21 protein-coding genes are annotated in these 25,889 nt (G+C 58.2%); 5 read left to right on the top strand and 16 right to left on the bottom strand.

Annotated elements, in window-relative coordinates:
- Positions 1-60: 60 nt before the first annotated feature.
- Positions 61-2,250 carry a glutamine synthetase III family protein gene (locus JAO77_RS14245; RefSeq protein ID WP_198991007.1) on the bottom strand — a complete coding sequence of 730 codons (2,190 nt, stop codon included), beginning with the start codon at positions 2,248-2,250 and terminating at the stop codon, positions 61-63.
- Between the two features lie 682 nt (positions 2,251-2,932).
- On the opposite strand from JAO77_RS14245, the gene JAO77_RS14240 reads away from it, so the two are divergent.
- The 3 genes from JAO77_RS14240 to JAO77_RS14230 are packed head-to-tail and all read left to right on the top strand — an operon-like array spanning position 2,933 to position 6,179.
- A complete protein-coding gene (locus JAO77_RS14240) occupies positions 2,933-4,132 on the top strand; it encodes an outer membrane beta-barrel protein (RefSeq protein ID WP_198991006.1) in 1,200 nt (399 codons plus the stop codon).
- Between the two features lie 30 nt (positions 4,133-4,162).
- On the top strand, positions 4,163-4,726 hold the full coding sequence (locus JAO77_RS14235) for a DUF4468 domain-containing protein (RefSeq protein WP_198991005.1): 564 nt from the start codon (positions 4,163-4,165) through the stop codon (positions 4,724-4,726).
- Between the two features lie 58 nt (positions 4,727-4,784).
- Entirely contained in the window at positions 4,785-6,179 is a 1,395-nt protein-coding gene (locus JAO77_RS14230; protein WP_198991004.1) for an ammonium transporter, read from the top strand.
- A 104-nt stretch (positions 6,180-6,283) separates the two neighbouring features.
- On the opposite strand, the gene JAO77_RS14225 is transcribed toward JAO77_RS14230, so the two are convergent.
- Together JAO77_RS14225 and JAO77_RS14220 are read right to left on the bottom strand one after the other, a co-directional pair.
- Entirely contained in the window at positions 6,284-7,033 is a 750-nt protein-coding gene (locus tag JAO77_RS14225; protein WP_198991003.1) for an MlaE family ABC transporter permease, read from the bottom strand.
- A 130-nt stretch (positions 7,034-7,163) separates the two neighbouring features.
- Positions 7,164-8,126: a bestrophin family protein gene (locus JAO77_RS14220; RefSeq protein ID WP_198991002.1), complete on the bottom strand. Its 963-nt coding sequence runs from the start codon at positions 8,124-8,126 to the stop codon at positions 7,164-7,166.
- 195 nt (positions 8,127-8,321) lie between these two features.
- On the opposite strand from JAO77_RS14220, the gene JAO77_RS14215 reads away from it, so the two are divergent.
- Complete coding sequence (locus JAO77_RS14215) at positions 8,322-9,173, top strand: energy transducer TonB (protein ID WP_198991001.1); 852 nt, start codon at positions 8,322-8,324, stop codon at positions 9,171-9,173.
- Positions 9,174-9,266: 93 nt separating this feature from the next.
- A complete protein-coding gene (locus JAO77_RS14210) occupies positions 9,267-10,844 on the top strand; it encodes a diadenylate cyclase (RefSeq protein ID WP_198991000.1) in 1,578 nt (525 codons plus the stop codon).
- A gap of 19 nt (positions 10,845-10,863) precedes the next feature.
- Here the strand turns inward: JAO77_RS14210 and JAO77_RS14205 are convergent, their stop codons facing one another.
- From JAO77_RS14205 to rpsM, 13 genes are all read right to left on the bottom strand, one after another.
- A complete protein-coding gene (locus JAO77_RS14205) occupies positions 10,864-11,352 on the bottom strand; it encodes a DUF4442 domain-containing protein (protein ID WP_235998413.1) in 489 nt (162 codons plus the stop codon).
- Positions 11,353-11,464: 112 nt separating this feature from the next.
- Entirely contained in the window at positions 11,465-11,908 is a 444-nt protein-coding gene (locus JAO77_RS14200) for a PPC domain-containing DNA-binding protein (RefSeq protein ID WP_235998412.1), read from the bottom strand.
- A 65-nt stretch (positions 11,909-11,973) separates the two neighbouring features.
- Entirely contained in the window at positions 11,974-13,980 is a 2,007-nt protein-coding gene (locus JAO77_RS14195) for a DUF3857 domain-containing protein (protein ID WP_198990999.1), read from the bottom strand.
- Between the two features lie 50 nt (positions 13,981-14,030).
- A complete protein-coding gene (locus JAO77_RS14190) occupies positions 14,031-15,980 on the bottom strand; it encodes a DUF3857 domain-containing protein (RefSeq protein ID WP_198990998.1) in 1,950 nt (649 codons plus the stop codon).
- Positions 15,981-16,072: 92 nt separating this feature from the next.
- Entirely contained in the window at positions 16,073-19,387 is a 3,315-nt protein-coding gene (locus JAO77_RS14185; protein ID WP_198990997.1) for a tetratricopeptide repeat protein, read from the bottom strand.
- A 110-nt stretch (positions 19,388-19,497) separates the two neighbouring features.
- Positions 19,498-20,721 (bottom strand): hypothetical protein, encoded by a 1,224-nt coding sequence (locus JAO77_RS14180; RefSeq protein ID WP_198990996.1) that lies wholly within the window; start codon positions 20,719-20,721, stop codon positions 19,498-19,500.
- Complete coding sequence (locus JAO77_RS14175; protein WP_198990995.1) at positions 20,711-21,511, bottom strand: hypothetical protein; 801 nt, start codon at positions 21,509-21,511, stop codon at positions 20,711-20,713. Before JAO77_RS14175 ends, JAO77_RS14180 begins: the two co-directional genes overlap by 11 nt.
- A 141-nt stretch (positions 21,512-21,652) precedes the next feature.
- Complete coding sequence (locus JAO77_RS14170; RefSeq protein ID WP_198990994.1) at positions 21,653-22,228, bottom strand: RNA polymerase sigma factor; 576 nt, start codon at positions 22,226-22,228, stop codon at positions 21,653-21,655.
- 191 nt (positions 22,229-22,419) lie between these two features.
- Positions 22,420-22,998: a 50S ribosomal protein L17 gene (gene rplQ, locus JAO77_RS14165; RefSeq protein WP_198990993.1), complete on the bottom strand. Its 579-nt coding sequence runs from the start codon at positions 22,996-22,998 to the stop codon at positions 22,420-22,422.
- Between the two features lie 183 nt (positions 22,999-23,181).
- The gene (locus JAO77_RS14160) at positions 23,182-24,171 is read right to left on the bottom strand and encodes a DNA-directed RNA polymerase subunit alpha (RefSeq protein WP_144846931.1); all 990 of its coding nucleotides are present in this window, start codon (positions 24,169-24,171) and stop codon (positions 23,182-23,184) included.
- Between the two features lie 183 nt (positions 24,172-24,354).
- On the bottom strand, positions 24,355-24,960 hold the full coding sequence (gene rpsD, locus JAO77_RS14155; RefSeq protein WP_198990992.1) for a 30S ribosomal protein S4: 606 nt from the start codon (positions 24,958-24,960) through the stop codon (positions 24,355-24,357).
- Between the two features lie 26 nt (positions 24,961-24,986).
- A complete protein-coding gene (gene rpsK, locus JAO77_RS14150; RefSeq protein ID WP_144846925.1) occupies positions 24,987-25,379 on the bottom strand; it encodes a 30S ribosomal protein S11 in 393 nt (130 codons plus the stop codon).
- 84 nt (positions 25,380-25,463) lie between these two features.
- Positions 25,464-25,841, bottom strand: coding sequence for a 30S ribosomal protein S13 (gene rpsM / locus JAO77_RS14145; protein ID WP_144846922.1), 378 nt, complete (start codon positions 25,839-25,841; stop codon positions 25,464-25,466).
- Between the last annotated feature and the right edge of the window lie 48 nt (positions 25,842-25,889).

The following is a 25,889-nucleotide window of genomic DNA, read 5'->3' as shown; positions in this document are numbered from 1 at the left end:
ACGCTTGGCCATTTTAGTGGAACTGCTACCCTAGGTAGCAGCTACGGGCGCGCGGCGCACCTAGCGTCGGAACAACAATTCGCGGTATTTCACCAGGGGCCAGTCCTCATCCGCCACCAGCAGTTCGAGCTTGTCGGTGGCGCGGCGGATAGCCGCAAATTTCTCTTTCACCGTGTCGCAGTAGGCCACGGCACGCTCGCGGGCGTCCTCGAGACGGTTGGCCACTTTGCGGGCCTCCGTCATGGCATCGACCGTGCTCTTGATAGTAGACACGTAGCCCGAAATCGACTTAATCATTTCTACCGTTACCTGGCTGTTCTCGTCGTCGAGGCCCAGCTCGCGCAAGCCACATACGTTCTCGATTAGCTTGGTTTGATACGCTAAAGCGGTCGGGATAACATGGTTGACGGCGAGGTCACCGAGCACGCGGCTTTCAATCTGAATTTTCTTGATGTATTCGTCGAGCAGAATCTCGTGACGGGCGTGCAGTTCCGTTTCGGAGAAGATGCCGTGGCGGCTGAAAAGCTCGGCCGCGTCGTCGCGCACTAGCGCATCGAGGGCCTGGGGCGTGGTGGGCACGTTGGCCAGGCCGCGACGGGCTGCCTCGTCGCGCCACTCGTCCGAGTAGCCGTTGCCTTCGAAGCGGATGTTCTTGGACGAGATAACGTACTCGCGCAGCACGTCTACAATGGCCACTTCTTTCTTCTTGCCTTGGTTAATGAGCGCGTCGACCTGCTCTTTGAAGGCAATCAACTGGTCGGCCACGATGGCGTTGAGCGTGGTCATGGCCGACGAGCAGTTGGCCGAGGAGCCCACGGCGCGCAGCTCAAACTTGTTGCCCGTGAAGGCGAAGGGTGAGGTGCGGTTGCGGTCGGTGTTATCGAGCAGGATGGCCGGAATCTTGTCGATGCCGAGCTTGAGGTAGATGTTGTCGCCCTTGTCGAGCGGCAGCTTGGCCGTGCGCTCAAGTTCGTCGAGCACGCTATCGAGCATCGAACCCAGGAACACAGACATGATGGCCGGCGGGGCTTCGTTGGCCCCGAGGCGGTGGTCGTTGCTGGCCGAGGCAATGCTGGCGCGCAGCAAGTCGCCGTAGCGGTGCACGGCCTTCACCGTCGTAATGAAGAAGGCCAGGAATTGCAGGTTCTCCTTGGGCCGGCGGCCGGGGGCGAGCAGGTTCACGCCCGTATCCGTGCTCATGGCCCAGTTGTTATGCTTGCCCGAGCCATTGACGCCGGCAAAGGGCTTCTCGTGCAGCAGCACCTTGAAGTTGTGCTTGAGGCCTACGCGGTCCATCACATCCATCAGCAGCTGGTTGTGGTCGATGGCCAGGTTGGCGTCCTCGAAGGTGGGGGCGCACTCAAACTGGTTGGGGGCCACTTCGTTGTGGCGCGTGCGCAGCGGGATACCGAGGGCGTTGGCTTCCTCCTCAAACTCGAGCATGAACGCGTGCACGCGGGGCGGAATCGAGCCGAAGTAGTGGTCTTCGAGCTGCTGGCCCTTAGCCGAGGCATGGCCAAACAGGGTACGGCCGGTCATCACCAGGTCGGGGCGGGCGTCGAAAAGAGCCTTATCAACCAGGAAGTACTCCTGCTCGATACCTAGGGTCGTGTTGACGCGCTGCACATCTTTATCGAAGTACTGACACACATCCACGGCAGCCTTCTCGAGCACGGCCAGCGACTTGAGCAGCGGGGCCTTGTAGTCCAGCGCCTCGCCGGTGTAAGCCACAAAGATGGTGGGGATACACAAAGTCTTGGCGCCTACCGTCTCGATGATGAAGGCGGGCGAGGTGGGGTCCCAGGCCGTGTAGCCGCGGGCCTCAAACGTGTTGCGGATGCCGCCGTTAGGGAAAGACGAGGCATCGGGCTCCTGCTGCACCAGCGCCGAGCCCTTGAAGTTCTCAATCGGACGCCCGTCCGAGTTGAGGTCGAAGAACGAGTCGTGCTTCTCAGCCGTGGCCCCGGTCAGGGGCTGGAACCAGTGCGTGTAGTGGGTAGCCCCCTTGGCCATGGCCCACGTTTTCATGGCCGAAGCTACCGCGTCGGCCACCGAGCGCTCGACCGGCGTGCCATGCTTAATAGCAGCCTGTAGCTTCTTGAAATATTCGCCGGACATGTTAGCCCGCATTGCTTCTTGGTTAAACACATTCTGCCCGAACGTATCGGCGCGGCGGCCCTTCGCAGGTGCTACTGGCAGGGGCTGACGGTGGTCTACAAGTTCGAGCGCATTGAAGCGTAAAATGGCCATGGTACTGGTAAAATGATGAAGCGATACTTTTTAGGCTGGGTAAATGTAGAAGTAAAAATATATTTTCTATGCACCTCAAAAAAATATGCCTTCATTTCTAAAAAATATTTTTTAATCACCAATACCCCTTGCGTCAACACCTAGTAGCAGTTGATATCATAGACTTTATAGCTTATACCCTCCCCATACCAAACCTTCGATTAGCAGGACTTACAGTTCCTAAATCATCATCTTTTCCCTTTAATGATAACCTAGGGCCATTCTAACCCTGCTTTTAAAAGTGCTTCTGAAGGCTAGCAACTAGCTGCTGCCAGTTTCAATGTCTCAGTTAGTTCAGCAGGCCAGTTATCTCTCTTACTGGCCTGCAAAAGCCCAACCAACTCTAAAAACAGTTCTAAAAATATTTAAAAGAGTAAGAGGCCATTTGCAAATAAGTTAGCTGTTGCTACTTTTGAAAAAATTCATATCCCTTTAAATACACCCTTTTTAGTAGGGTACATAACAAGATATAATAGCTTATTAAGTAGTATACACCCAATTTTGTATGGGCCTTCCGATTTAAAAGATAGTTTCTATAGCAAACATGCCTCTAATAATAGAGGCCAAGGTTTTTACAGTTTCAGGTTGTCTTTCTGCCTTTGTAGCCTCGCTTATTACTGTCTCTTCATTTATCGGAATACCCATGACCAAACTTCTACTTTCGCTCGCGCTAACAGCCCTCTGCTTCGCGGCGCATGCGCAAACGGATTCTACTGATACCGGCAAGCTCACGGTTTCAGGTTACATCGACTCCTACTACCTCACAGCCTTCAACCAGCCCAAGTCGGGCAACCTGCTAGGCACCGACCAGCTCGCTGGGCGCGCTTTCGACCGCCTGCCCGACCAATTTTCCCTTGGGCTAGTGCAGGCCAAGCTGGGGTATTCCAGCCGAAAGTCTGACTTAGTCATTGACCTCACTTTCGGGCCCAATGCCGACCTAGGCAACTTTGGCAACACTAGCGGAGCTCTTAACCTCTACCGGCCGGCTTCGCCCTACGTGGCAGCTCTCTATGGCACGTCAGCGGCTATTAAGCAGGCGTATTTCACATATCGCATTGTACCTAAGCTGAGTGTAACGATTGGGCAGTTTGGTACGCACATCGGCTACGAGGTCATTGATGCGCCACTCAACTACAATTACTCGCTGTCTAACCTATTTAATAACGGCCCCTTCTACCACATCGGCCTCAAGGCTGCCTACGCCTTCAATGACAAAACCACGCTAATGCTGGGCGTGGTGAACAACTGGGACAACCTCACAGACAACAACAAGCAGAAGTCGCTGGTTGGGCAGTTCTCCTTTAAGCCTCTCAATACCTGGGCAGTATATCTGAACTGGATAGGCGGCCACGGCGACGACGCTTACCTCTCGAACCTAGTAGACGCGGGCACGCTGCCCGCCGCATGCAATAACTACCAGCGCAACCTATTCGACCTGACTACCACCTATCAGGTCACGCCTAAGTTCTACCTAGGGCTCAATGCGGCCTATGGGTGGTACAACTTCAAAGACGCCGGCGCCGAGCAGGCCATTTCAACGCTGTTTGACAGCACTTCGCCTAGCTGGGGCGGCGCGGCGCTCTACTCCAACTACGCTTTTACCGATGTATTTGGCCTAGGGGTGCGCTACGAGTATTTCAATGACAAGCACGGGGTGCGCTACCTGCACACGTCCAACAACTCGCTGACTATCACGGCACCCGTTACGCTGGCTGCAGGCAAGCTTCAGGTCAAGCCCGAGTTTCGGCTCGACGTAGCGCCCGGCGCTTATTACGAAAACTCGCTTGGCGTGGGCACCGACCGTCAGTCTACCCTAGGCGTCGCTTTTATCTACAAATACTAGCTGGCTGGTTTTGCGGCCTACCTGCACTTTATGCGCCTGCTCCTAGCCCTTCTTTGTGTGTTGCTGGCCGCCCTCCCGGGCCGCAGCCAGGAGCTACCGCTTGATAGCCAAGGCAAAGTAAGTTTCTACGAAGTAGTGCGGGCCGATTCGCTGCGGGCGGGCACGCTCTACGCGCATGCCAAGCACTGGCTGCACCGATACGGCTACACCCTGAGCACGGCCGACTCGGCGGCCGGCCGGCTGGTGGCGACCCAAGCGCTCGCCATGTACGACCGCGGCTACCTCACTAAGAAGCTGCACGGCAAAGTGCGCTACCAGCTCACGCTGGAAGTAAAAGACGGCCGCTACCGAGTGCAGTACGACGACTTCGTGTTTGACTACTACCACGAAGACCGCGCCTATCGCCTAGTGCCCACCGGCAAAGCCAAGCCACTAGAAGAATCGCTGGCTGCGGGCTGGCAAAAGCTCTGGCAGCACCACCGCCACGACACGCTGGTCGGCATCACGGCCCTGCAAGCCGAGCTCAAAACAGCCATGCTCACAGTGCCCAAGCCCACCGCTCTCCCCTCGCCCACTCGCTCGGCCAATTGGTAGGCCTAGCTGCTTCACTTTAATAAATTCTTTATAATCAAACCCTTACTTTTTACCAACCATGCAGAAACCTAACGTTGTTCCCCTCCTCCTGCTGCTGGCACTGGGGCTTCTGGCCGTCTTCATGCCCGCCTTGCCTACCAAAATAGTGACCGAAGGCATTAACACCGGCGATACCGCCTGGATGCTGTGCGCCACGGCCCTCGTGCTGTTTATGACGCCCGGGCTGGCCTTTTTCTACGGTGGCATGGTAAACTCTAAGAACGTGATTTCGACCATGCTGCAAAGCTTCGTAGCCATGGGCATCGTGAGCTTGCTGTGGGTAGTAGTGGGCTTTAGCCTAGCTTTCGGCGACTCTATCGGCGGCTTTATTGGCGACCCGCGCACGTTCTTCCTATTTAAAGGCGTGCTCGATGGCAAGCCCTGGTCATTGGCCGCTACTATTCCGCTGGCGCTGTTCGCTTTCTTCCAGATGAAGTTTGCCATCATCACGCCGGCCCTCATCACGGGCTCGTTTGCCGAGCGCATCAACTTTAAGTCGTATGTGCTTTTTATTGTGCTCTTTAGCCTTATCGTGTATACGCCCCTGGCCCACTGGACCTGGCACCCCGATGGCTTCTTGTTCAAGATGGGTGTGCTTGATTTTGCAGGCGGCACGGTGGTGCACATGTCGGCCGGCTGGGCTGCTCTGGCCTCAGCCTTGTACCTGAAGCCGCGCAAAACCTATGGCACCACGGAGGTGCTGCCGCCCGCCAACATTCCGTTTGTACTCCTAGGTACGGGTCTGCTGTGGTTTGGCTGGTTTGGATTCAACGCCGGATCGGCAGTGGGCGCCAACCCGCTTGCCGTGAGCGCCTTTGCCACGACCAACATCGCGGCTGCCGCCGCCGGCATTTCCTGGATTTTGTTTGATGTAGCGCGGGGCCGCAAGCTGTCGGCGCTGGGCTTCTGCATCGGGGCCGTGGTAGGGCTGGTGGCGATTACACCAGCGTCGGGCTTCGTTACGGTGCCCGTGAGCATTTTCATCGGCATCGTGGCCGGGGCTACCAGCAACTTCTTCGCTCACCTGCGCTCGAAGTCGCGCATCGACGACACGCTCGACGTATTCCCGTGCCACGGCATCGGGGGCATGGTCGGCATGATAATGACGGGCATTTTCGCCAGCAAGGCCGTTAATTCGGCTGCGGTAGATGGCCTAGCATATGGTGGCACGCACCTGTTCGTAACCCACTTGATGGCGCTGGTACTGGTATCAGCCTTTGCCTTCGTCGGCTCGTTTGCCCTACTGAAGCTGACTGACCTCATCATTCCGCTGCGCGTATCGGCCGAGGAGGAAATGCTGGGCCTCGACATGAGCCAGCACGAGGAGCAGCTGTTTGCCGCTGAGCAGTCGGCTCGGGCTGCGCAAGCCCCAGCCACCAGCCAGCACGAGGAGCAAGTATTTGCTAACGCCTAGGTCACAGCCTGGCGTACCCCTCAGATTATAGACAAAAAAGGCCTGCGCTAGTGCGCAGGCCTTTTTTGTTGGTTTGTAAGCTCCTAGGTGGTTGCTTCTGCGGGCTATAGTAGCACGGCGGCTAGCGCATAATCGGCGAGCAGAATGGCGATGATGGAATTGGTAACGGCGGCAGTACCGGCAGCGCCTACTTCAAGGGCGCCGCCGTGCACCGAGTAACCCTTGTAGGCCGAAGTGGCCGTCACCAAGAAGGCAAACACAACTGATTTTATTAGTGCAAACAGCACGGTGTAGGGCTTAAAATCAAAGCGAATACCCTCGATATAATCGGCAGCTGACATGATGCCCGACACCTGCGAGGCCACGAAGCCCCCTAGGATGCTCAGGTTCATGGCCAGAATGACCAGCATCGGAAACACGAACATAGCCGCCAGAATACGCGGCAGCACCAAGTAGGAAGCCGAATTGATGCCCATGGCATCGAGCGCCGAAATCTGCTCGGTAATACGCATGGTACCCAGCACCCCCGCAATGGAGGAGCCCACCTTGCCCGCCAGCACTATTGAGATAATAGTGGGGGCAAGCTCCAGAATGGTCATCTCGCGCACCATGTACCCCACCATCGACTGCGGAATGAGCGGGCTGACAAGGTTGTAAGCGATTTGGACGCACGTGACCGCGCCGATAAACGTGGACACTAATCCCACAATAAATACCGAGTCGGTGCCGATGAGTACGGCCTCCTCGAGCGTGCGCCGCCAAATAACGGCGAGCCGCTCGGGCCGCACTACCATCTCACTCATCAGCAACACAAAGCGACCAAAAGCCGAAACCGGCCGGGGATAACGATACATCTCACTAGCTATATACTACACTACAAAGGTACGGCCCTCCTCTGAGGGAAGGCCGCCCTAGGTCAGCTAGGCACGCGCGCCTAGCTGAACCTTACCAGTAAGACGGATGAGGCAGCAGAATATTTTAAGCTTAGTATAGAATGTCGTTGACGGGCTGCAACGGGGCGGGCACGCTGGTTTCGGCTAGCATCTGGCGCAGGTCTATCTCAATGCTACGGCAGATGGAGGACATTGACACGTCGTTTTCCCCATTTTCGAAGGGGTTTTCGCTGTTGTGCCCCACCTTCTCTATAGTATGAAACACCCAGCTCACCAGCGTAGCGAAGGGCACCATGAGCCATACGTGGTAAGGACCTAGGGCCACGCGGCTATCAAACTCCTCAACCAGACCTAGGGGCAGCAACACCGCAAACACAATGACGAAGACGTAGCTAAAAAAGGCATACTGCCGCGGAAATGGCGTATTCTTGATGCGCTCGCAAGCGCCCTGGTGGTTGTTGAGCTCACGCAAGGTCTCGGCCATCGACACCTCCCGGAATTCCGTCAGCATACCATTGAAACTGAGCTGGCGCATGTCGTTCCCTTGGCGCACTACTAGTTGAGCAGGCGGATTGTTAGTCTGACCTAGGGCGTGGTCGGCGGGGTCGAGCAAGAAGGGCACGACCTCCGTTTGCCACAGCTCGGCCGTTTGGCGGCGCAGGTGCAGGCGCAGGGCATTGACCCAGGCAATGTGGCGGTACACCAATCGCCGGTGGGCCTCGGCCTCGACACTGTCGTAGCCAAAATTATCGTCGGGGGTTCGCACAAAGTCTAGCACCCGCCCAGTCCAGGTGCGCGAGGAGTTCACGACCGAGCCCCACAGTTGGCGCGCTTCCCAAAAGCGCGAGTACGAAGCATTGCTCTTGAAGCCGATGTAAAACGCCACGGCCGTACCTAGGGTAGCCACCGGCTGCCACGGAATATCGAGCCAGTGAAAATCGAGCGGCCCATACATGAAGCCAATCAGGGCGTCATAAACCATGAAGACCAGCAGCGGACGCCAGCCATATTTCCGCCAGATAAAGCTGGGCCGCAGGTTTCGTTCTATATGCATAAGAATAGGATTTTTAGAGTCTTCCGAGGAGCTAAGCAGCAGCCAGCCAACGCAAACGCGAGGGTGCCGGCTGCCAGCAGCGCTACAAAATAAGGGCCAGCCGAGAGGTAGGTGGCACGGTTTTGCCGCGGCTTTTCGTTCTTTACGGTGCTAATGCGCACATAGTCACTATCAACTTACATTCATTTTTACTTCATGAGGTTCTCTAAGCTCCCTATTATCTTCTTGCTGGCGGCCGCAACTCCGGTTTTAGCTCAAAAGCCAGCCAAGCTAAAGTATCCAACTGACGACAACAGCCGCATCTATGATGCCGTGGAGCAGCCCGCTGTGCCTAAGGGCGGCCCCCAGGGCTACGCCGACTACCTGGCCAGCCACCAGAAGTACCCCACGGCCGCCATGCAGGCCAAGCAAGAAGGCACCGTGATGGTGACGTTTGTGGTAGAGAAAAGCGGTAGCATTGGCGAAGTAGAGGTGAAGCAGCCCGTAGCGCCGCTGCTCGATGCCGAAGCCATTCGCGTAATTAAAAGCGCCCCAAAGTGGACGCCAGCCCACCAAAAAGGCAAGGTGGTGCGCCAGCGCGTGACAGTACCCGTGAGCTTTGTACTGGCCGAAGGCTCGGGCGAAGTAGTAGAGGTACCGGCCGCGGGCGCTGCTAAGCCCGGCCAGCCACTACCCCCCGGCGCCGTAGCCGCCGAACCGGGCACTACCTCGGTAGTGGGTACTGCACCGAACGGGGCGGCCATCATCCGGCCCGAGAAAGGTGCCCAGCCGGTGGGCGGCAACGCCGCTTTCTTCTCCTGGATTGCGGCCAACCAGAAATACCCCGACCTGGCCCGCAAGCGCAAGATTCAAGGCAAGGTGCTAGTAGAGTTTATGGTGCAGCCCGACGGCTCGCTCACCGATGTCCGCGTGCCGAAAAAGCACGGCTCGGGCCTCGATGAAGAGGCCGTGCGCCTCATCAAAGCGGCCCCCAAGTGGGAGCCGGCCGTGTACCAAGGCAAGCCAATAAAGCAAAAGATGGCTTTGCCGGTTTTATTTCAGTTGTAGGCTATGCTGGGCGGGCGCACTTTCTTTAAGCTGGTGCGTTGAGTATCTAGCGGGCTTATGCGTCTACTTATCTAGAGCCCTTTTTCCTGCCCCATGTCTTACGTCGAAGTTGCTACCGTTCCCGTCACGTTTCGCATCTGGCCGCACGAGCGGCGCTACCGCAATGCTGCCCAAGCTATTGCACAGGCGCTGTTCGATGCGCTCGACGATGAGCTGCTGCCGCAGGTGCAGGTGCTGTGCCTGCCCCAAGACGCCAGCCAGCCCATTGTGCAGGAATTAGGCCCCGATAGCACCGAGCTGCCCGACGAACTGCTGGCCGATGTAGCCGAGCGGGGCCGGACCCTGGCCCTGGCTGGCCAGGTACCCGTGGGCACCACGCCCATCGACACACTGCTTGACCCGGCCGATGTGCGCGACCGCCTAGAGCGCAAAGGGGTACGCCTGGCGCTGCAGCCGATACTGGACGACCTAGCGGAGGGCACCGACTACGCCCACTTCTCGACCTGGCCGGTCGTGCTCAACAACTATTACGTCTGCACCATCCTGCGCATGCAGCGCAAGCCCATACAGGCTTATCCGGCCCTGCAGCCCCACCGCGCTTATACTGACGGCCGCCCGCTGCCCAACTCGCTATTGACGGCGGCGATGGCGCGCTTCAACGAGGAAACGGTGAAGACTCTCACCGAGCCCGAGCCGGGCGCGGGCCTGCTCTACCGCCCCCGCGATACCGAAGAGCTGCTGCGCGCCGCTGGCCGCAGCCTACTCGATGCGCCCGCCCTGGCCGTGGGCTCGGCCGACTGGAGCAGCGGCGAGCGCCTCGACCGCGGTAGCAGCACCGGCCCTGGCGCCGAGCGGCTGTTTTACATCATCAATACTATTTCGAGCCTGCGCTATGAGGGGGCCGAGGGCGTGGGCTGCCTGCTGCTAGCTCGCCGCGGCCACCCCAACCTAGAGGAAGTCTTTGCCCTGACCTGCCCGGTAGACCTCACCGACTACCGGGCCGTGCGCAAGCTCCTGGAAATGACCAATTCTAACATCCACCTGCTGGCCGATGCCGACAAGGTGTATGCCCTAGGTCGCGAAGTAGGCCAGTACGATGCCAGCCGCGAAGACCTGTTCGCCTTCCACTTCGTGACTTACTACACGTGGGAGCTGAGCCACGCCGGCGACACGCTGCTGCGCTGCCGCTACGGCCTGCCGGGGCTGGCCCGCCCGCGCCTCAACCGCCTAGCTTTTAAGCGCGAGTACAAGCGCACCTTTGGCCTGCCTAAGACCGAGCAGCTAGAACGGCTGTGGCAGGTGGTGCTTGAAGCCAGCCACCAGCCCAAAGGAACATTGCTGGTCATCACGACCGAAGCCCTAGCCGAAGCCGACCGCCTCAAGCTGCAATGCACGCTCATCGAGCCGGTGATACTCACGCCTACCATTACACAGCTCGTAACGGCCATCGACGGGGCCGTGATGCTCGACCCGCAGGGCTACTGCTACTCCATTGGCGTTATTCTGGATGGCAAGGCCAGCGGCCGGGGCAACAGCACCCGCGGTGCCCGCTACAACTCGGCCATCCGCTACGTCGAAAGCTCGGCCTTCCCTACCCTAGTAGTGGTAGTAAGCGAAGACGGCATGGTAGACGTGATTACCAAGGAAAACTTGGCCGAAAGCCGGACCTAGGGGCGCAGGCACCACCGCCTTACTTAGCTTTAAACGACCACCTTATCTGAAACACGGCCACCATGTCGCCGACCTCGTCGCGGCCGGTGCTGGTGCAGGTTACCGTGCGCCCCTGGCCCGTGGCGCGGCTTTCAGCTATGGCAGCCGCAATGGCCGCACCGTCGGGGCAAGTGAAGGTGATGAGCCCCACGGCTTTTTTGCTGAACTCCGCTTGCAAGCCCACCACCAGCATCGACACCGGCCCGCCGCCCTGCGTGTGCATCATCGCCTGAATACCCGAAGCTAGCTCGGCCGCCATGGCTAGCGCCGCGAAATAGATGCTACGAAACGGATTCTGCGTAAGGTACTTGTAGCGAATCGTAACCGTAGCGGCCTCGGGTGTAAGGGCCGTCAGGCGTAGCCCAGCCAGCCACGCCAGCGGCAGCTTGCGCAGCATAAATAGCCGCAGCTTGTGCGGGCTGAGCACTTGGCGGCGAAACGCCTGCATGGCGAGTGTGTCGGTGGGCATGGCGCTGGCTGGTAAAGTTTTCCGTAGAATTTCGCAAAGTAAAGCGCAGCGTCGCGCAGGGTGTTTATGGAATATAACCCCACGCAACGCTGCGCCTTGCCTTTCGAAATCTCTATTTTTTAGGTTTCACTACCAGCTCCTTATACCCGAACGTGGGGTCAGTTTCGCGCGTGAACTCTAGCCCCGGCAGGGCCGCCAACACAATCTCGGCGGTGGTGTACACCCGGCAGCCGGCCAGCAGGTGCCCACCTAGGGTGCGCCCCGTGCTATCGGCCACCGACAGGTGCAGGTGCGAGCCGCCCGTAGCCGAAACCGTACCTACCAGCGATACTATCTCAAAGTGCCCCCGATACTCGGTCGGCCCTTCCTGGTTGGCGAGCCGCAGGGTGGCTACAGTGAGGCTGCCCACGCACGTGAGTACCGCTCCCGCCCCTAGGTGGTGCTGCGCCACATAAGCCAGCAGCGCCTCGCGCAGGTCGTCGCCGGGGCGCAGCCGTAGCGCATGGGCCTGCATAGGCGACGTATGAGCTGGTAAGGGCTTGGCGGACTGAGCCATGGTGGGGAGGCTATTTAGTAGCCCTAGGAACAAAAGTAGCGGCCAGCGGGTGGTATAGTTGCCGCTCATTTCTTCTCCAGCACCAGCACTATCTTGTTAAAATTGGCCGAGGCGTTGACGACGGAGCGGTAGGCCTCAAAGTCTTTCTTGGGCCAATAAATCTGCTGGTAAGCCTCCGTAGAAGTTACCGTTAGCTTTTGCCCCTGCTGTGTGTAGGCCGAGCGGAAGAAATAAATGGGCTTTGCCGGGTCGGGGCCAGCTTTTACCTCCATGTTCAGGTCTTGCAGGTTGCGCACCGAGTAACCCGCGGGCAGCTCCACTACTAGCTGGCGGCTATACTCGCGGTTAAAGTCGTTCTCCACATCAAACTGCCGCGTTTCCTGCTGGTACAACTCGGTCTGGGGCCCGATGAGTGTGCCAATTTTGAATAGGTATCGTGGCCCCGCCTTATCAAGCAGGCTAGCACTTTCGAGGTCCGAATCGACCATAAAGGGCTTGGCGAGGATGTTGAGGCCTCGCTCACCATTCTTGGCCGTGGTCTTGAGGAAGGTGCCATCGGGCACCACGGGCTTTTGCAGCTCCAGCAAAACCTCGGGTTGCTTGTCGGCGGGCACCTGCGGGTAAATAGCTTGCAGCTGGACGCCGTGGTAGCCACCAAACTCCTGGTGCAGGTGCACGGTGGCCTTGTCTAGCGTAGGCGCAAAGCTCACTTGAACGGCCATATTGTGCGGGCTGGCGTTGGCGGGCAGGGCTGCTACCTCACGCACCGTGCCCACGGCCGACTCTATGCTACCTAGGGTGATGGTTTTGATAAACAGCGCGGGCGTGCCCGTCCAGCCGGGCGGTACCATGCCAAGGCGGAAATCGGGCCGGCTCGGCGCCAGGTATTGCTTGGTAGCCGGAAAATAGAAGAAGAAGTTGTCGAGATAGCCCCAGGTGTCGAAGCTGCCATCGAAGGGCACCTCGCTCCGGTCGGTATTCACTACCAGCTCGTGCTCTACCCCTAGGGCTTTGTACAAGGCCCCCAGCAGGCGTACAAACCCCAGCTCGGGCGCATTGTGCGTAGCCACTACGCGAGTGAGGGCGGGCTCCGCGCTGGGGTCTAGGTTATAGTTAAGCTTCACGTAGCTCTCCACCGCCGCAATGCGCTCGGGGAGGCTGGCTCCGCCGGGCACGTTGGCGGCTTTCAGCACGGTGCTCACGGCCTTGGCTTCGTCCTTGCTCAGGGTATACACCACCTGGTGCATCGTCTGGCTAGCATCGGCCCACGTAAACTGGCGTACATCACCCTTATTGGCTGCGTAGGCCAGCTTGTACTCAACGCGGGCACGGTGCGCCTTGGGCTCGGCAAAAGCCTCATTGTGCAGGGCTTCCAGCGCGGGCACCTGCACGCGCAAAATGCGCTTGCCGGCCGTTAGGGTATCGGTTTGCACCTTGGCCGTCGAGTTATAGACCTTAGCCTCGAAAGTGAGCGTGGAGGGTGCAATAAGCTCAAACGCCACATCGTGTTCGGGCGTGCCACCTTGCAAAATCTCGCGGCCGAAGTGGTTCATGCCGCGCTCGCGGGTGTAGTAGTATTCGACCTCGCTGCCGTTCTCAACGCCTTCGAGGGCAAAAATTCGGTAGTCGCCCGCGCCCGCCTCGTTTTTGAGCTCCTTCATGCTTTCGGGCTGCACCTCTACCACTACCCCCTTGGGGCTGATGGTGCGCGCACGTACTGCCACCGTGGCGCCGCCCGGCAGCACGGGCACGGCCAGCTTATTGTATTGCTCGATGCCATCGGCCGTATTCACGCGCACGATGCGGTGCTCGGTCGTGAACTCGCGCATGCCCTTGCGAACTGGGTCAAAGTAAAACTCGGTGGCCGTAAAATCTTTGAGCACCACGGCAGGCAGCGTGGCCTCCTCGGCCGACACGGGTAGGCGCTGGTGGCGCTTCTCATCCCAGTGGTAGGCGGCGTAGTGCAGCTGGCTGGGCAGCGCCTGGCTGGTTTTCTTTTGCGCCAGCGCAAAGCGGGCCGGCATAAGGGCAGTAAGCAGCAGCGCGCTGCGGAAATAGGTAGAAGTAAGCACGAAGCAGATAGTATGTATATAACTTATTAATCAGTCGATTATTTTCTTTTCTAGGTCTTCTTCTTTTTTAGAATAACCATCTCGCGATAGGCGGCGCCCAGCTTGTCTACTACACCGTTCCACTGCTTAAACTGCTTGGTGGGCAGCAGCAAGTAATTCACTGTCAACTCGCGGTTCTGGATGATGCGGTCACCCTGGCGCTCGTAGCTAATGTGGAAGGCCAGCGGGCCAGCCGCGTCGCCAGCCTGGGCAGCGGGCGGCAGGTAGCTTACCTCGTAGCCAGCGGGCACCACTAGCTCGGTACGGGCGCGGTCGGTGTGGGCAAATTCATTGGCGCGGGGCAGGCGACGCGTCAGCGAGTCGAGCCGGTCATGGGCCAGCGGGCGCTCTAGGTTGAGGTTTATGTAAAGCTCGTCGTCGAGCTTCTGCACGTAGTCTTGCAGGCGGTAGTCGTAGGTAAGGCGCAGGGGCTGGTCGCGGGCCGCGAGGTTTTGCACGGCGTACTTATCTACGAAGAATTTATTACTGCCGCGCTCCAGCAGGGCCTTCACGTACTTAGGCTCCTGCACCCGGTCGAGGCCACCTAGGGCGTAGCTCTGGTTTACCTTGGCATAGCCTGTGAAGGCCAGCTCGCCAGTGCCACGCAGGCCAGTACCGTCGAGGGTCACTACTGAGCGGTCGGTGGCCCCGTTGCGGGCCGGCGCCACCACCGGAATGGGCACCACCTTGCTCTGCTGCCCATCAAGGGCCAACAGGCCTTCCTTGCCCTGAATAAAGGCCGATGGCATGCCGAAAGGCGTGTGGTTGCTGGTGGCGTCGAGGAAGGTGTATTGGCCAGGACTGAGTTCGCAGGTCGAAATCATGTGGTTGTCCACGCCCGGCGTGGCTAGCTCGCCATACTTATAGGGCAGGTCGCGGGTGCCCACCCAGGTGAGGTACGACTTAAGACCCGCTAGGCGCAGCATTTCGGTAGTGAGGTTGGCCATGTCCTTGCAGTCGCCGTAGCGGCGCTCGTATACCAGCCCAGCGGCGTGGGGTACAAAGCCACGCATGCCTTGCTCGAAGGCGATGTAGCGCACGTTGTCCTGCACCCAGTAATAAATGCGGCGGGCCTTCTCCTCGGGCGTAGCAGCGCCGACCATGAGCGAATCGACGCGGTGCTTTAGAGCCGGGCTATCGTGAGGCTGAATGCGCCGCACAAAATCGGCGTACATGTTATAAAGCTGCGGCACGCCACCTAGGAGCTGCTGCTGGCGGCCGCCCACCGTAGCCTGCTCGATGTAGTACACCAAGTGAGGCAGGTAGTACGCGGCTTTGGGGGCATCAGCATCGCGCGGAGCGGCGGGCAGATTGTCGGCCGTCCAGCGGTACACCACATTACTGCCCTGCTCCTGCTTGGAAAACTTAATTGGCAGTTGCTCGGCATTGAATAGCTTGTAGTTGAGCTGCACACTCTTGGGAGCCGTGATGGTGACCTCGGCGTGCCGCACGGGCACGTAGGAGCCAAAATAGAACGGCATCAGAAACCGCCCGTCGGGGTGGCGCACGGTATAGTCGGTGATGGTACGGGCACCCGGCGCCACGGCCGGAAAGCTGAACGACGTAGCGCGCGTATCGTCATAAAACACGCCATCCTGCATGTCAAACTTATCCTTGAAGGCTGTCACGCGCAGGGGCTTGTACTTATCGGCCGCGCCTGGCACGGGCACCAGCGTGCGCGCCTCCAGCTTTTGCAGCTTGTTGAAGTGCGAGCTATATACTTGGTCGAGCGCATAGGGCGCCGAGTGGTCGCCTAGGTGCGCCATATCGTGCAAATGGTGCGCGAGCACCTGCACCGAGTCGTGGCGAATCTCAACCGTGAGGTCGGCCCGCAGCGTTACGTAGGCCGCCTGCTGGCCTGGGTACTGGTGCTGCAACTCGGCCAGCGGCGGCAGTGCCTGGCCTTGCGCAGTAGCCGCCAAGCCAACGAGTAGCAGGGCAATGGCAGTGAATAATTTCATAGCAATAAGTAGATAAGCAGATTAGATTCGAAAAGATACGCTCAAACTAGCAGCCCCCAGCTATCAGCTTTTGAGCGGCCCTAGGGCCCATCTTAGCGCGGATTGTAGACTGAGTTGTTCCAGTAATGCTCGGTGAACTGTGGGCGGCCCTGGGCGTCGTAGGCAATGCTCGGGCCCGAGTGCTCGCCGGCCCGATAGTTTTCCTCCCGCTCTAGGGTGCCATCGGGGCGGTAGTAGCGGCAGCGGCCGTGCAGCTCGCCATTTTGGTAAGATTCTTCCTCCATAAGCTTCCCGCTGGGCCAGTAGCTCACTTGCTGCCCGTGGCGCAGGCCCTGCTGGTGCGCCACCCGCCGAAATATCTGCCCCGAAGCGTAGTAATAAGTGAAGTTGCTGTTTGGGTAATCATGCGCGAAGGACTCTTCCGCCGCGGGCTTGCCATTAGCAAACGTCGTTTTGAGAGGGCCTCCCGCCACAGGCAGCATTTGGCTGGTGCCCGCAGCACCCTGCGCACCCGGCCCGGCAAAGCCTACTAGCCGGTCTTGGTCATAGTGCCGCTCCAGCAGCAGTTCGCCGGCAGGATTATAGTAGCGGCTCGGGCCATCGAGCTCGCCCTCGTCGTTGTAGGCCTGCACACGCTGGGGCTTGCCGTTGGGGAAATTGTGCACCCACTCCCCCACCGGCTCGTCGTTGAGGTAGCGGCCACGGCTGCGCAGCGTACCATCGGGGTAATAGGTACTAAACTGTCCGTAGAGCTTGCCGCCTAAGTATTGGCCCTCGGTTTGGGTCTGGCCGTTGGCGTGCTGGCTGCGGTAGGCACCGTAGCGCTGGCCACCGCGCAGGGTCGCCACCGACTCGGGCTGGCCATTGGGCCGCAGCCAGGTGGTGGTGCCTTCGTAGCCACCATTGGCAACGGCGGCTCGGTTTAGCACCTTTTTACTTGTGCCGGTGTAGTGCAGCACTAGCTCTTTAACTGCCGGCGTGAGCTCATAGCGGTCAATCACCTTGCCCGTGGAATCATACGCCGTGAGTTGGCGCATCTTACCGAAGGCGAAGAGCCGCTCCTCCGTTAGCTTACCGCCCGGCTCATACGTCCGCGTCAAGCCGCTTGGCTCACCCCGAAAGTATTCCCGCTCCTGGCTTAGCTGCCCACTGGGGTAGTACGATTTCCACACGCCTTGCTCCTCGCCTTGCCGCTGCCAGCCGGTTTGCAAGGGTTTGCCATTGGCGTAGTACTGCTCAAAAGCTCCTTCAGCTACGCCGCCCGGCCCGTAGTGGCGGCGCTGGCGCAGTTGGCCATTGGTGTAGTACACCTCGCCCACGCCCGTGAGCACGCCAGCGGCATCGTAATGCTGCACCTCGTGCAGGGTACCATCGGGGTAGTAGGTTTTCCACTCGCCCACTAGGTGTCCGTTTTCTACTTCGCCGCTACGCGCTAACTGGCCTGCCGAGTTATACGTCTTTACGGCCGTACGGCTTTTTTTCAGGGGCACGTCAGCAAGTTGCTTGCCCTGCACATTGAGGTTGGTCAGGCGCACCAAGCGGCCGTGCTCGTATAGGGTAGTTGCGTAGTGGCGGCCCTGGGCATCGTAGTCGAGGTAGGGCCCGTGCAGTTCGCCAGCCGCATCGTAGGTTTCTTCAGAGCTGAGCTTGCCGGTGGCGAAGTATTCCTTCCAAGGGCCCGTTCGCTTGCCGCGGGTGTATTGCCCGGTTTCGCGCACCTTGCCATTAGGGAAATAAGTGGCATAAGGGCCGTGCAGCTCATCCTGGTCAAAAGTGGCCTTCTTCTCCACCGTCTTATCGGGGTAATACACCACCATCTCGCCTTGCGCCTTGCCTTGTGCATAGAGCGAGCGTACTTCGGGCGTACCGTCGGCATAAAACCGCTCTAGTAGCCCATCGCGCTTGTCGGCGTGCATCTTGGCCCGGAAGCTAACCACGCCGCCCGGCGTGTAGTCCACGGCGTCGCCTTCGTAGTCATCGCCGATAAATTGCCGGGTTTCGCTTACCTGCCCGTTTTCGGTGTAGGTCTTGCTGCCGCCCTCCAGCTTGCCTTGCCGATAGGTGGCCTCACTGCGTAGTTGCCCACCCGGATAGTAATAGCGCGAGGGGCCATCGAGCTCACCCTTAGCGCCGTAGTACTGTTCCACTTCGATACTGCCATCGGGGCGCAAAACCTGCCACTTGCCCGTGCGCTCGCTGGCCGCCGAAAACGCACCGCGCTGCCTCACGTTACCATTCTGCGCTATCAGCAGCCAGTCGCCGGTGGGCTGCACTTCGCCCTTGGCGTCGCGCTGGCCGGCACCTAGGCCATCGAGATACACCCCATCGTACCACGCTGCCACTGGACCAGCGCCTGCAGGCCGGGGCTGCTGGCTACGTAGCGTCAGCAGCGGCTGGCTTACGGCGGTAGTTAGCTTTTCGAGGCGGCTTTTATTGCCCTTAAGCCACTGCTGAGCGCTTTTATCATCGGCCGAGCTTAGAATCAGGTACGTAAAAGTTGTCAGGTTGTCGTCTTGCCTGAGCGCTTTTACTACCGGGCCATAGGCTCGCAGCCAAAAGTCGCTGGCCGGGTCAGCCTCGAGCGGAAACTTCTCTACCAGCAGTTGCAACTGCTTCACGATGGCCGCCTTAAACTTCACCTTTGATGTGTAGCCTGCATTCAGCGCCACCTTGCTGGTCAGCAGCTGGTCCAGTTCCTCAAACGCCGCATTGGGCGCTACCGGAGTGGCCTGGTCTTCTTTGTCAATAATAGTAATACCCTGCGACAACCGCTCTAGGTCGACTAGCACGGCGTTGCTGCGCGGCCCTTCGGGCTCGATAGCCAGGTATAGCAACAGGCTTAGCATAGCGTGGGCCGTCTGGCCCTGCCGCGCCGCCAGTATACCTAAGAGTCGATGCCCACTCGCTTTGGCCGGCCGCAGCTCTATTGAGCGCTGCAGGCTAGCCAGGGCCGCGGCGGTCTCGCGCTGGTTCAGCTCAAAAACCCCTTGGTTAACCCACAGATTTTCGTTGTAAGGAAATAGCTTGAGCCCTGCCGCGTAGGCTTGGCGAGCTTCGGCTAGCTGCTTCAGGCCCTCGTGGGCACTACCTAGGGTACTGTACAGCTCAGGCTCGAAGGGCTCGACGGCCAGCGAGCGCCGGGCAGCCTCAATGCTGGCCTGGTATTTTTCGGCCGCCATGAGGCTCAAGGCCAGTTCGGCCTGGGCCTGCGCGTAGGCACTGTCGCCGGGCGTTACTAGTTGGTAGCGCGCTGCGGCCTCGTCATACTTGTCGGCATCGTGCAAAGCAACACCTTCTTTAATTAGGGCTGCTGCCTCCGTATAAGCGGGCGCGGGGGTGGTTTGGGCACGGCTCAGAGTGGGCAGTGCCAGCAGGGCAGCGGCCGCCCCGTAGTGTCGCAAATGCATACTGGAAAGAAGCTTATTCCAGCCGCGGCGCGCAGCCTATTTTAAATAAGCCTGCAAGTATAAGGACTCATCTAGCAGGTTTTCAGCAATTCTAGGTAGCCTACAATTTTTTATTTGCTGAACCGTACCGTCCCGTACCGCACCTTGATATTTACGCTGCCCGCCCCGCGAGCCGGCACTCCACCCCCATATACTCCTAGGACATCGGCAATACCTTTGCTATGCTCGTCTGCCGACAGCACCCGCACCAGTTTTTTATCTACCAGCAGTTGGCCCTGCTCGGTGCTAACGTCGAACTGAAAGCTAGGCGTTTCTTCAGCAAACCCCAATCGAATGGTGCTGTAGCCACCATCAAGGTTGATTTGCCGGAAGTTGGCGCCCATGTCGCGCACCTCAAAATCGGGGCAGTAGCGCACGGCCATATCCAGCCCCTCGCTCAGCTTGTCGACGCTAAAGCGCGAGTAGCCTGACGAGCCGCGCAGATTACGCACCTTCCCGAGGGCAACGTCACCGTATTTGCTGTGCATGGTGAGGTCTTGCACGGTGGCCATATCCACATCGGCGTAATTGGTGCGCAGCTCTACCTGCTCGCCCTCCGTGAGGCGCAGGCGGGCGTAGTTTGCCTCGAGGCTAGCCTGCTTTACGTAGGGCATCGTTGCCTCACCGTTGGCAATGCGCACTACGTTGCGCTTACCCGCCAGCCGGCCCGTATGCAGGTTGCCGTAGTCCACGCTGAGCTGGGTTGGGCCCTGCCAGTCGCTGGCTATCGTTACATCAGCAAACGAGGCCGCCACGCGCAGCGCTAGGGTACGCGGCAGCCAGATGGTATAATTTACCTCGTAGCGGCGCCCGCCCCCACACTTACCCCGCAAGGTGGAGCCAAACTGCGAGCTGACGCTAATGCCCCCGGTGTTAGCATCGTAGGCCAGGTACTGCACGCTAAGCGCGTCGAGTATTTGAGCGGCTGCTACGGGGGTCTCGGCCCGCGCCACTAGGTCGGTTTCTACTTTTATTTCTTGCTTGTTCCAGGCACTGATTTGTACCCGGCCGTAGCGCGTATCTAACGCAAACGATTGTCCTACTTTGCTTACCGGAAACCGGCGACTCAGGTGACGACGCTGCTCAACGGGGGGCAAGCTTTGGTCGTTATCGACTTGCTCAACTGGCCCCTGCTGAGACGCGCCCGACTGCGCTGGTCCATCTTGCCCGCTTAGTGCGCTACTCACTGCCCTAGGCAGCTCTGCGCCGATAGCAGTGGCTTGTACTAGTGCAGGCAGCCCTAGCCACGCCACCAGCGCTAGCAGCCCACTCAGCAAGGCTCGATTAGTGGCCATGGTGCAGAATGCTGGGAGAAGACCGCCGGCTATCGGCTAGGGCGTATTCGCCACGCGTTTCATTGGGCAGCGCTGACTCTGTCGGATTGCGAAGCTCTAGCTGCCGATTCAGAATATCGAGCCGGTACTGCAGGTTGCGGTTCATAGCCGTGAGCACTACCTCCGGCTGCGGGTGGCTAGGTAGTTCACGCTTAAGTTGCCGGTAAAGTGAGTCTAGGTCTGCCAGCTCGCGGCTACATTCAGCCACCGCTTCGGGCGACAGCTGGCCAAGCTCCGCTTTGCGGTCGGCAAGCTGGCCAACATAATAGGTTTCCATGCCGCGCACGGCTGTATCTAGCCGGGCATTCGTGCTGTGGCTCACTTCGCTGGCCATCAGCTCGCCCGATGCACCTAGGTAGAGTGCCGCATCGGCTACGTTGCTCGCCGGCATCTCGGTAGCTACATTGGCAGCTGTGCGCTCTTTTGTTACTTGGCCCGACTTCCAGGCTTCCCCTAGGCCAGCAGCTAGTATCAGCACCGCAAGCGCAGCCGCGATGCTGTAGTGCTCGGCCCAAGCCCAGCGCTTGCGGGGAGCGAGCTGCGCCATAACTGGCGCAGTCGGAGCTGCTTGGCTGGTAGTAGCCGCAGTATCTGCTACTACGCTCATTACTGGCTCCGCTAGGCCGGTGCCTGAGTCATGCAATTGCTTTTCCAAGGCCGCCCATAGCTCGGGGCGGGGTTCGTGCAGGTCGAAATCAGCCCGGTGCCGCTCTATGCACGCCTCAAGCTGGTCTTGCTTACTATAGTTCATGGTAAATAGCTCTAAAAAGCTGTTGGCCCTAATGCCGCTACCCGTTGCTAATACGGTGCTGAATAGCGAAAGCCAGCAGAAATGTGCGGGAAAAGAAGAATATAAAGAGAAAACCTGTGGTAATCAGCAATGTGCGCTCAGCTAGCTGAGGCCTCGCTGCATCGCCAGCTCACGTAGCCGTTGCCGCGCGCGACTGTATTGCGACTTAGATGTTGATTCGGTAATACCTAGGATGCCAGCTATCTCCAGATGGTCGTAGCCCTCCAGCAAGTACAACGATAACACTACTCTGTAGCCATCGGGCAACTCCTGAATACAACGCCGCAATACGTCGGCTCGGTATTGAAGTTCCTCTGCTTCCTCCTCAGTAGGCTGCGTAGCGGATTCCGTCGGTGCGGCCTCGTGATGAAAATCCTCCAATGGCACAAGCGCCAATCGCCGCTGCCGCAAGCAATTGATACTCTTATTAATCACAATACGCTTGAGCCAGGCCCCAAAAGAAGAATCCCCCTTGTAGCCACTCAGCTCCCGAAACGCACTCAGAAAAGATTCTTGCAGCACGTCCTCGGCTTCAGCATAGTCGCCCGTAATACGCAGGGCCGCATTAAACATGGCCTTCGAATAGCGTCGGTATAGCTCGGCCTGCGCTTGCCGGTCGTTGAGGCGACACCGCTCTACTAGCGGGGCATTGATATCGATATACGCAACGGCTTCCATAGGCTCACACAGCTGGGATAAGACGCAAAGGTCAATAGCTTTCCGCTTACAACCCAACAGACAACACCTGAGCTACCTAGGTTGCACTCCCTACTAGGAAAGCTTCTTTACCATTAGGTCAAGATACCGTGAACACAAAAAAAGGGGGCCGCACCAATAGGTGCAGCCCCCTTTAAGAGTGCCTAGAACAACTAAGCCTCAGGCGTCTGCTTTTCGTCAGCCGGAGCATCCAGCGTAGTAGCTTCAGCTTCGGTAGCCGAAGTAGCCGGAGCATCTTCAGCTACTACAGCAGCCGACGTGCCGGCCTCGTTGCCAGTAGCCTCGGCACCGCCCTTGCCACCGCGGCGACGCGAACGACGGGTAGTAGTGGCTTTGGCCTCCGAAGCGTTTTTGGCTTCGAGCAGCGTTTCGTTGAAGTCAACTAGCTCGATGATGCACATATCAGCATTGTCACCGGCGCGGCTAGCGCTCAGCTTCAGAATGCGGGTATAGCCACCGGGGCGGTTAGCAATTTTCTCAGCTATCGAGCCATACAACTCTTTCACGCTTTCCTTGTTTTGCAGGGTAGCAAATACGGTACGGCGCGAGTGCGTGGTATCATCCTTAGCTTTGGTCAGCAGCGGCTCTACAAACTGACGCAGAGCCTTAGCCTTAGCAACAGTAGTAGTTACGCGCTTCGAGATGATGAGCGACGAAGCCATGTTCGACAGCATCGCGTTGCGGTGGGCGGCAGTGCGGCCCAAGTGGTTGATTTTTTTACCGTGTCGCATCGGACAGTTTTGGGTAAATGCTACACTTGCGGACCAGGACCACGGCGGGTCACGAGGAACCTCATTAGAACCCTAATCCCTAGGGCGTAGCGGGTGAATAAAAAAATAGTGCTTAGTTGTTAGTGCTTTGTGCCCGGCTATTTAAAACCTATGCACTAAGTACTAACAACTAAGCACGCTATACTAGTCTTCGTCTAGGCGGTATTTGCTTAGGTCCATGCCAAAGTGCAGGCCCTTTTCTTCTACCAGATTTTCCAACTCGGTGAGGCTCTTCTTGCCGAAGTTGCGGAACTTCATCATGTCGGCCATATCAAGCTGTACTAGCTCGCCTAGGGTCTTGATGTCAGCTGCTTTCAAGCAGTTGTATGCCCGCACCGAAAGGTCCATCTCGCCAAGCGAAGTCTTCAGGACTTTGCGCATAGCGAGGGTTTCCTCATCGATAGGCTCAGCCGCCGCAGGGCGGTTACCGCTTAGCTGCATCGTGCTGTCCGAGAACAACATGAAGTGCTGAATAAGGATGTTAGCAGCACCTTTCAGAGCCTCCTCCGGGTGAATAGAGCCGTCAGTCGAGATTTCAATCAGCAAACGCTCGTAGTCAGTTTTCTGCTCTACGCGCGTGTTCTCGATGCTGTATTTCACGTTCTTGATAGGCGTGTAAATAGCATCGATAGCAATCTGACCGAACACTTGGTCGGCAGGCTTGTTTTCATCAGCGGGCACGTAGCCGCGGCCACGTGCTACCGTTAACTCAAACTCGAGTTCTTTTGCCGGGTCGAGGTTGCAGATAACCAGCTTCGGATTCAAAATCTGGAAGCCTACGGCAAACTTGCCAATGTCGCCAGCAGTGAAGGAATCCTGCCCGCTCACGCGCACCGTAATCTTGTCCTCAATGGCGTCGCTAATTTTCTTGAAACGCACCTGCTTGAGGTTCAGGATGATTTCGGACATGTCCTCAATCACCCCCTCAATCGTCGAAAACTCGTGCAGCACCGAAGTTGTACGCACCGACGTAATGGCGAAGCCCTCCAGCGACGAGAGCAGAATACGCCGCAGCGCGTTCCCAATCGTTACGCCGTAGCCCTTCTCCAGAGGCTTGAATTCAAACGTCCCGGTGAAGTCGTCGGATTTCTCCATTACCACTTTCTCCGGCATCTGAAAAGCTAAGATTGACATATGTGGGGCAGTTAATTTATGTAACAGGAAAAGCAAGCCTAGGCTTGCTCAATTTTGGGTAGCCACCCAAAACCACCATTTAGTAGTTTTGGTGCCCTTCCGCGCTCAATAGCAGCAGGATAGTAGCACCGGCTTAGCATAAGTGCGGCCCGAACAGCGTCCGGGCCGCACTAAGTGCCACTATTACTTCGAATACAGTTCGACGATGAGCTGCTCCGTGATTTTCTCCGGAATCAGGTCACGCGACGGCATGTTGGTGAATTTACCCACCATCTCTTTGCCGTCCCACTCCAGCCACGAGAACTGACGCGAGTTGCGTACAGTTAGCGAAGTGGTGATAGCTTCGAGCGACTTAGATTTCTCACGCACACCAACGAGGTCGCCGGGACGCAGTTTGTACGAAGGGATGTTTACTACCTCACCGTTTACCGTGATGTGCTTGTGCGACACCAGCTGGCGAGCAGCGCGGCGCGTGCCGGCGATACCAAGGCGGTAAACCACGTTGTCGAGGCGCGACTCCAACAGACCGAGCAGGTTGTCGCCGGTGATGCCGGGCAGTACTGCAGCCTTGTGGAACAGGTTTTCGAACTGCTTCTCAAGCACGCCGTACAGGTATTTCACCTTTTGCTTTTCCATCAGCTGGACAGCATATTCCGACTGCTTCTTGCGGCGGCCACGGCCGTGTTGACCGGGGGGGTAGTTCTTTTTATTGAGCGCTTTGCTCGGGCCGAAAATCGGCTCCGAAAAGCGACGGGCGATTTTGGCGGTAGGGCCAGTATAACGTGCCATTTTAGAAAAATATCAGAAGTAAAAAATCAAACGCGGCGACGCTTAGGCGGGCGGCAGCCGTTGTGCGGCAGCGGCGTCACGTCGCGGATGGTCGTCACTTCGATACCAATGTTGCCGAGGGCACGGATGGCCGACTCACGGCCAGCACCTGGGCCTTTCACGAACACTTCGGCTTTGCGCATACCCAGGTCGTGGGCTACTTTGCCGCAGTCGCTAGCTGCCATTTGGGCAGCATAAGGCGTGTTTTTCTTCGAACCACGGAAACCCATTTTACCCGCCGAAGCCCAGGAAATAACTTGGCCGTTCGAGTTGGTTACCGAGATGATGATGTTGTTGAAGGAGGCGCGGATGTGGACTTGGCCCACCTGCTCCACCACGACAAGCCGCTTCTTGGCTTTGTCTTTTCTTTTTTGTGCCATTTGGTTATCGCTATAAACGCGGCAGGTGTTGGCTCCGCCTCACACTCACAAGGAGCATCAAGCAGAGCCGATTGCCGCTACGGGTTATTTCGTTGCTTTCTTCTTGCCGGCCACGGTCTTACGCTTGCCCTTGCGGGTGCGCGAGTTGTTCTTGGTGCGCTGACCACGAACGGGAAGACCTTTGCGGTGACGGAGGCCACGGTAGCAGCCAATGTCCATCAGACGCTTAATGTTGAGCTGAATTTCAGAGCGCAGTACGCCTTCAGTCTTATGCTCAGCGGCGATAATGGCGCGGATTTCGCCAGCTTCAGCCTCGGTCCAGTCTTTCACCTTTTTGTTGACATCGATGCCAGCTTTGGTGAGGATTTTAACCGAGTTGCTCCGGCCAATGCCGAAAATGTAAGTCAGGGCGATTTCGCCGCGCTTGTTGTCCGGGATGTCTACCCCTGCGATACGAGCCATAGTGGTTGTGAGATGTTTGCGGACCAGAAAGCCCGGCAGCGGCTTGGA

Origin of the sequence: Hymenobacter sp. BT559 (genome assembly GCF_016427535.1) — a bacterium.
Lineage (GTDB): Bacteria > Bacteroidota > Bacteroidia > Cytophagales > Hymenobacteraceae > Hymenobacter.
Note: the sequence above shows the minus strand (reverse complement) of the source record. Positions and strands in the feature narration are given on the sequence as shown.

Coding starts and splice junctions, on each gene's coding strand:
- JAO77_RS14245 (WP_198991007.1), bottom strand. CDS start 2,250: ATGGCCATTTTACGCTTCAATGCGCTCGAACTTGTAGACCACCGTCAG.
- JAO77_RS14240 (WP_198991006.1), top strand. CDS start 2,933: ATGACCAAACTTCTACTTTCGCTCGCGCTAACAGCCCTCTGCTTCGCG.
- JAO77_RS14235 (WP_198991005.1), top strand. CDS start 4,163: ATGCGCCTGCTCCTAGCCCTTCTTTGTGTGTTGCTGGCCGCCCTCCCG.
- JAO77_RS14230 (WP_198991004.1), top strand. CDS start 4,785: ATGCAGAAACCTAACGTTGTTCCCCTCCTCCTGCTGCTGGCACTGGGG.
- JAO77_RS14225 (WP_198991003.1), bottom strand. CDS start 7,033: ATGTATCGTTATCCCCGGCCGGTTTCGGCTTTTGGTCGCTTTGTGTTG.
- JAO77_RS14220 (WP_198991002.1), bottom strand. CDS start 8,126: ATGCATATAGAACGAAACCTGCGGCCCAGCTTTATCTGGCGGAAATAT.
- JAO77_RS14215 (WP_198991001.1), top strand. CDS start 8,322: ATGAGGTTCTCTAAGCTCCCTATTATCTTCTTGCTGGCGGCCGCAACT.
- JAO77_RS14210 (WP_198991000.1), top strand. CDS start 9,267: ATGTCTTACGTCGAAGTTGCTACCGTTCCCGTCACGTTTCGCATCTGG.
- JAO77_RS14205 (WP_235998413.1), bottom strand. CDS start 11,352: ATGCCCACCGACACACTCGCCATGCAGGCGTTTCGCCGCCAAGTGCTC.
- JAO77_RS14200 (WP_235998412.1), bottom strand. CDS start 11,908: ATGGCTCAGTCCGCCAAGCCCTTACCAGCTCATACGTCGCCTATGCAG.
- JAO77_RS14190 (WP_198990998.1), bottom strand. CDS start 15,980: ATGAAATTATTCACTGCCATTGCCCTGCTACTCGTTGGCTTGGCGGCT.
- JAO77_RS14185 (WP_198990997.1), bottom strand. CDS start 19,387: ATGCATTTGCGACACTACGGGGCGGCCGCTGCCCTGCTGGCACTGCCC.
- JAO77_RS14180 (WP_198990996.1), bottom strand. CDS start 20,721: ATGGCCACTAATCGAGCCTTGCTGAGTGGGCTGCTAGCGCTGGTGGCG.
- JAO77_RS14175 (WP_198990995.1), bottom strand. CDS start 21,511: ATGAACTATAGTAAGCAAGACCAGCTTGAGGCGTGCATAGAGCGGCAC.
- JAO77_RS14170 (WP_198990994.1), bottom strand. CDS start 22,228: ATGGAAGCCGTTGCGTATATCGATATCAATGCCCCGCTAGTAGAGCGG.
- rplQ (WP_198990993.1), bottom strand. CDS start 22,998: ATGCGACACGGTAAAAAAATCAACCACTTGGGCCGCACTGCCGCCCAC.
- JAO77_RS14160 (WP_144846931.1), bottom strand. CDS start 24,171: ATGTCAATCTTAGCTTTTCAGATGCCGGAGAAAGTGGTAATGGAGAAA.
- rpsD (WP_198990992.1), bottom strand. CDS start 24,960: ATGGCACGTTATACTGGCCCTACCGCCAAAATCGCCCGTCGCTTTTCG.
- rpsK (WP_144846925.1), bottom strand. CDS start 25,379: ATGGCACAAAAAAGAAAAGACAAAGCCAAGAAGCGGCTTGTCGTGGTG.
- rpsM (WP_144846922.1), bottom strand. CDS start 25,841: ATGGCTCGTATCGCAGGGGTAGACATCCCGGACAACAAGCGCGGCGAA.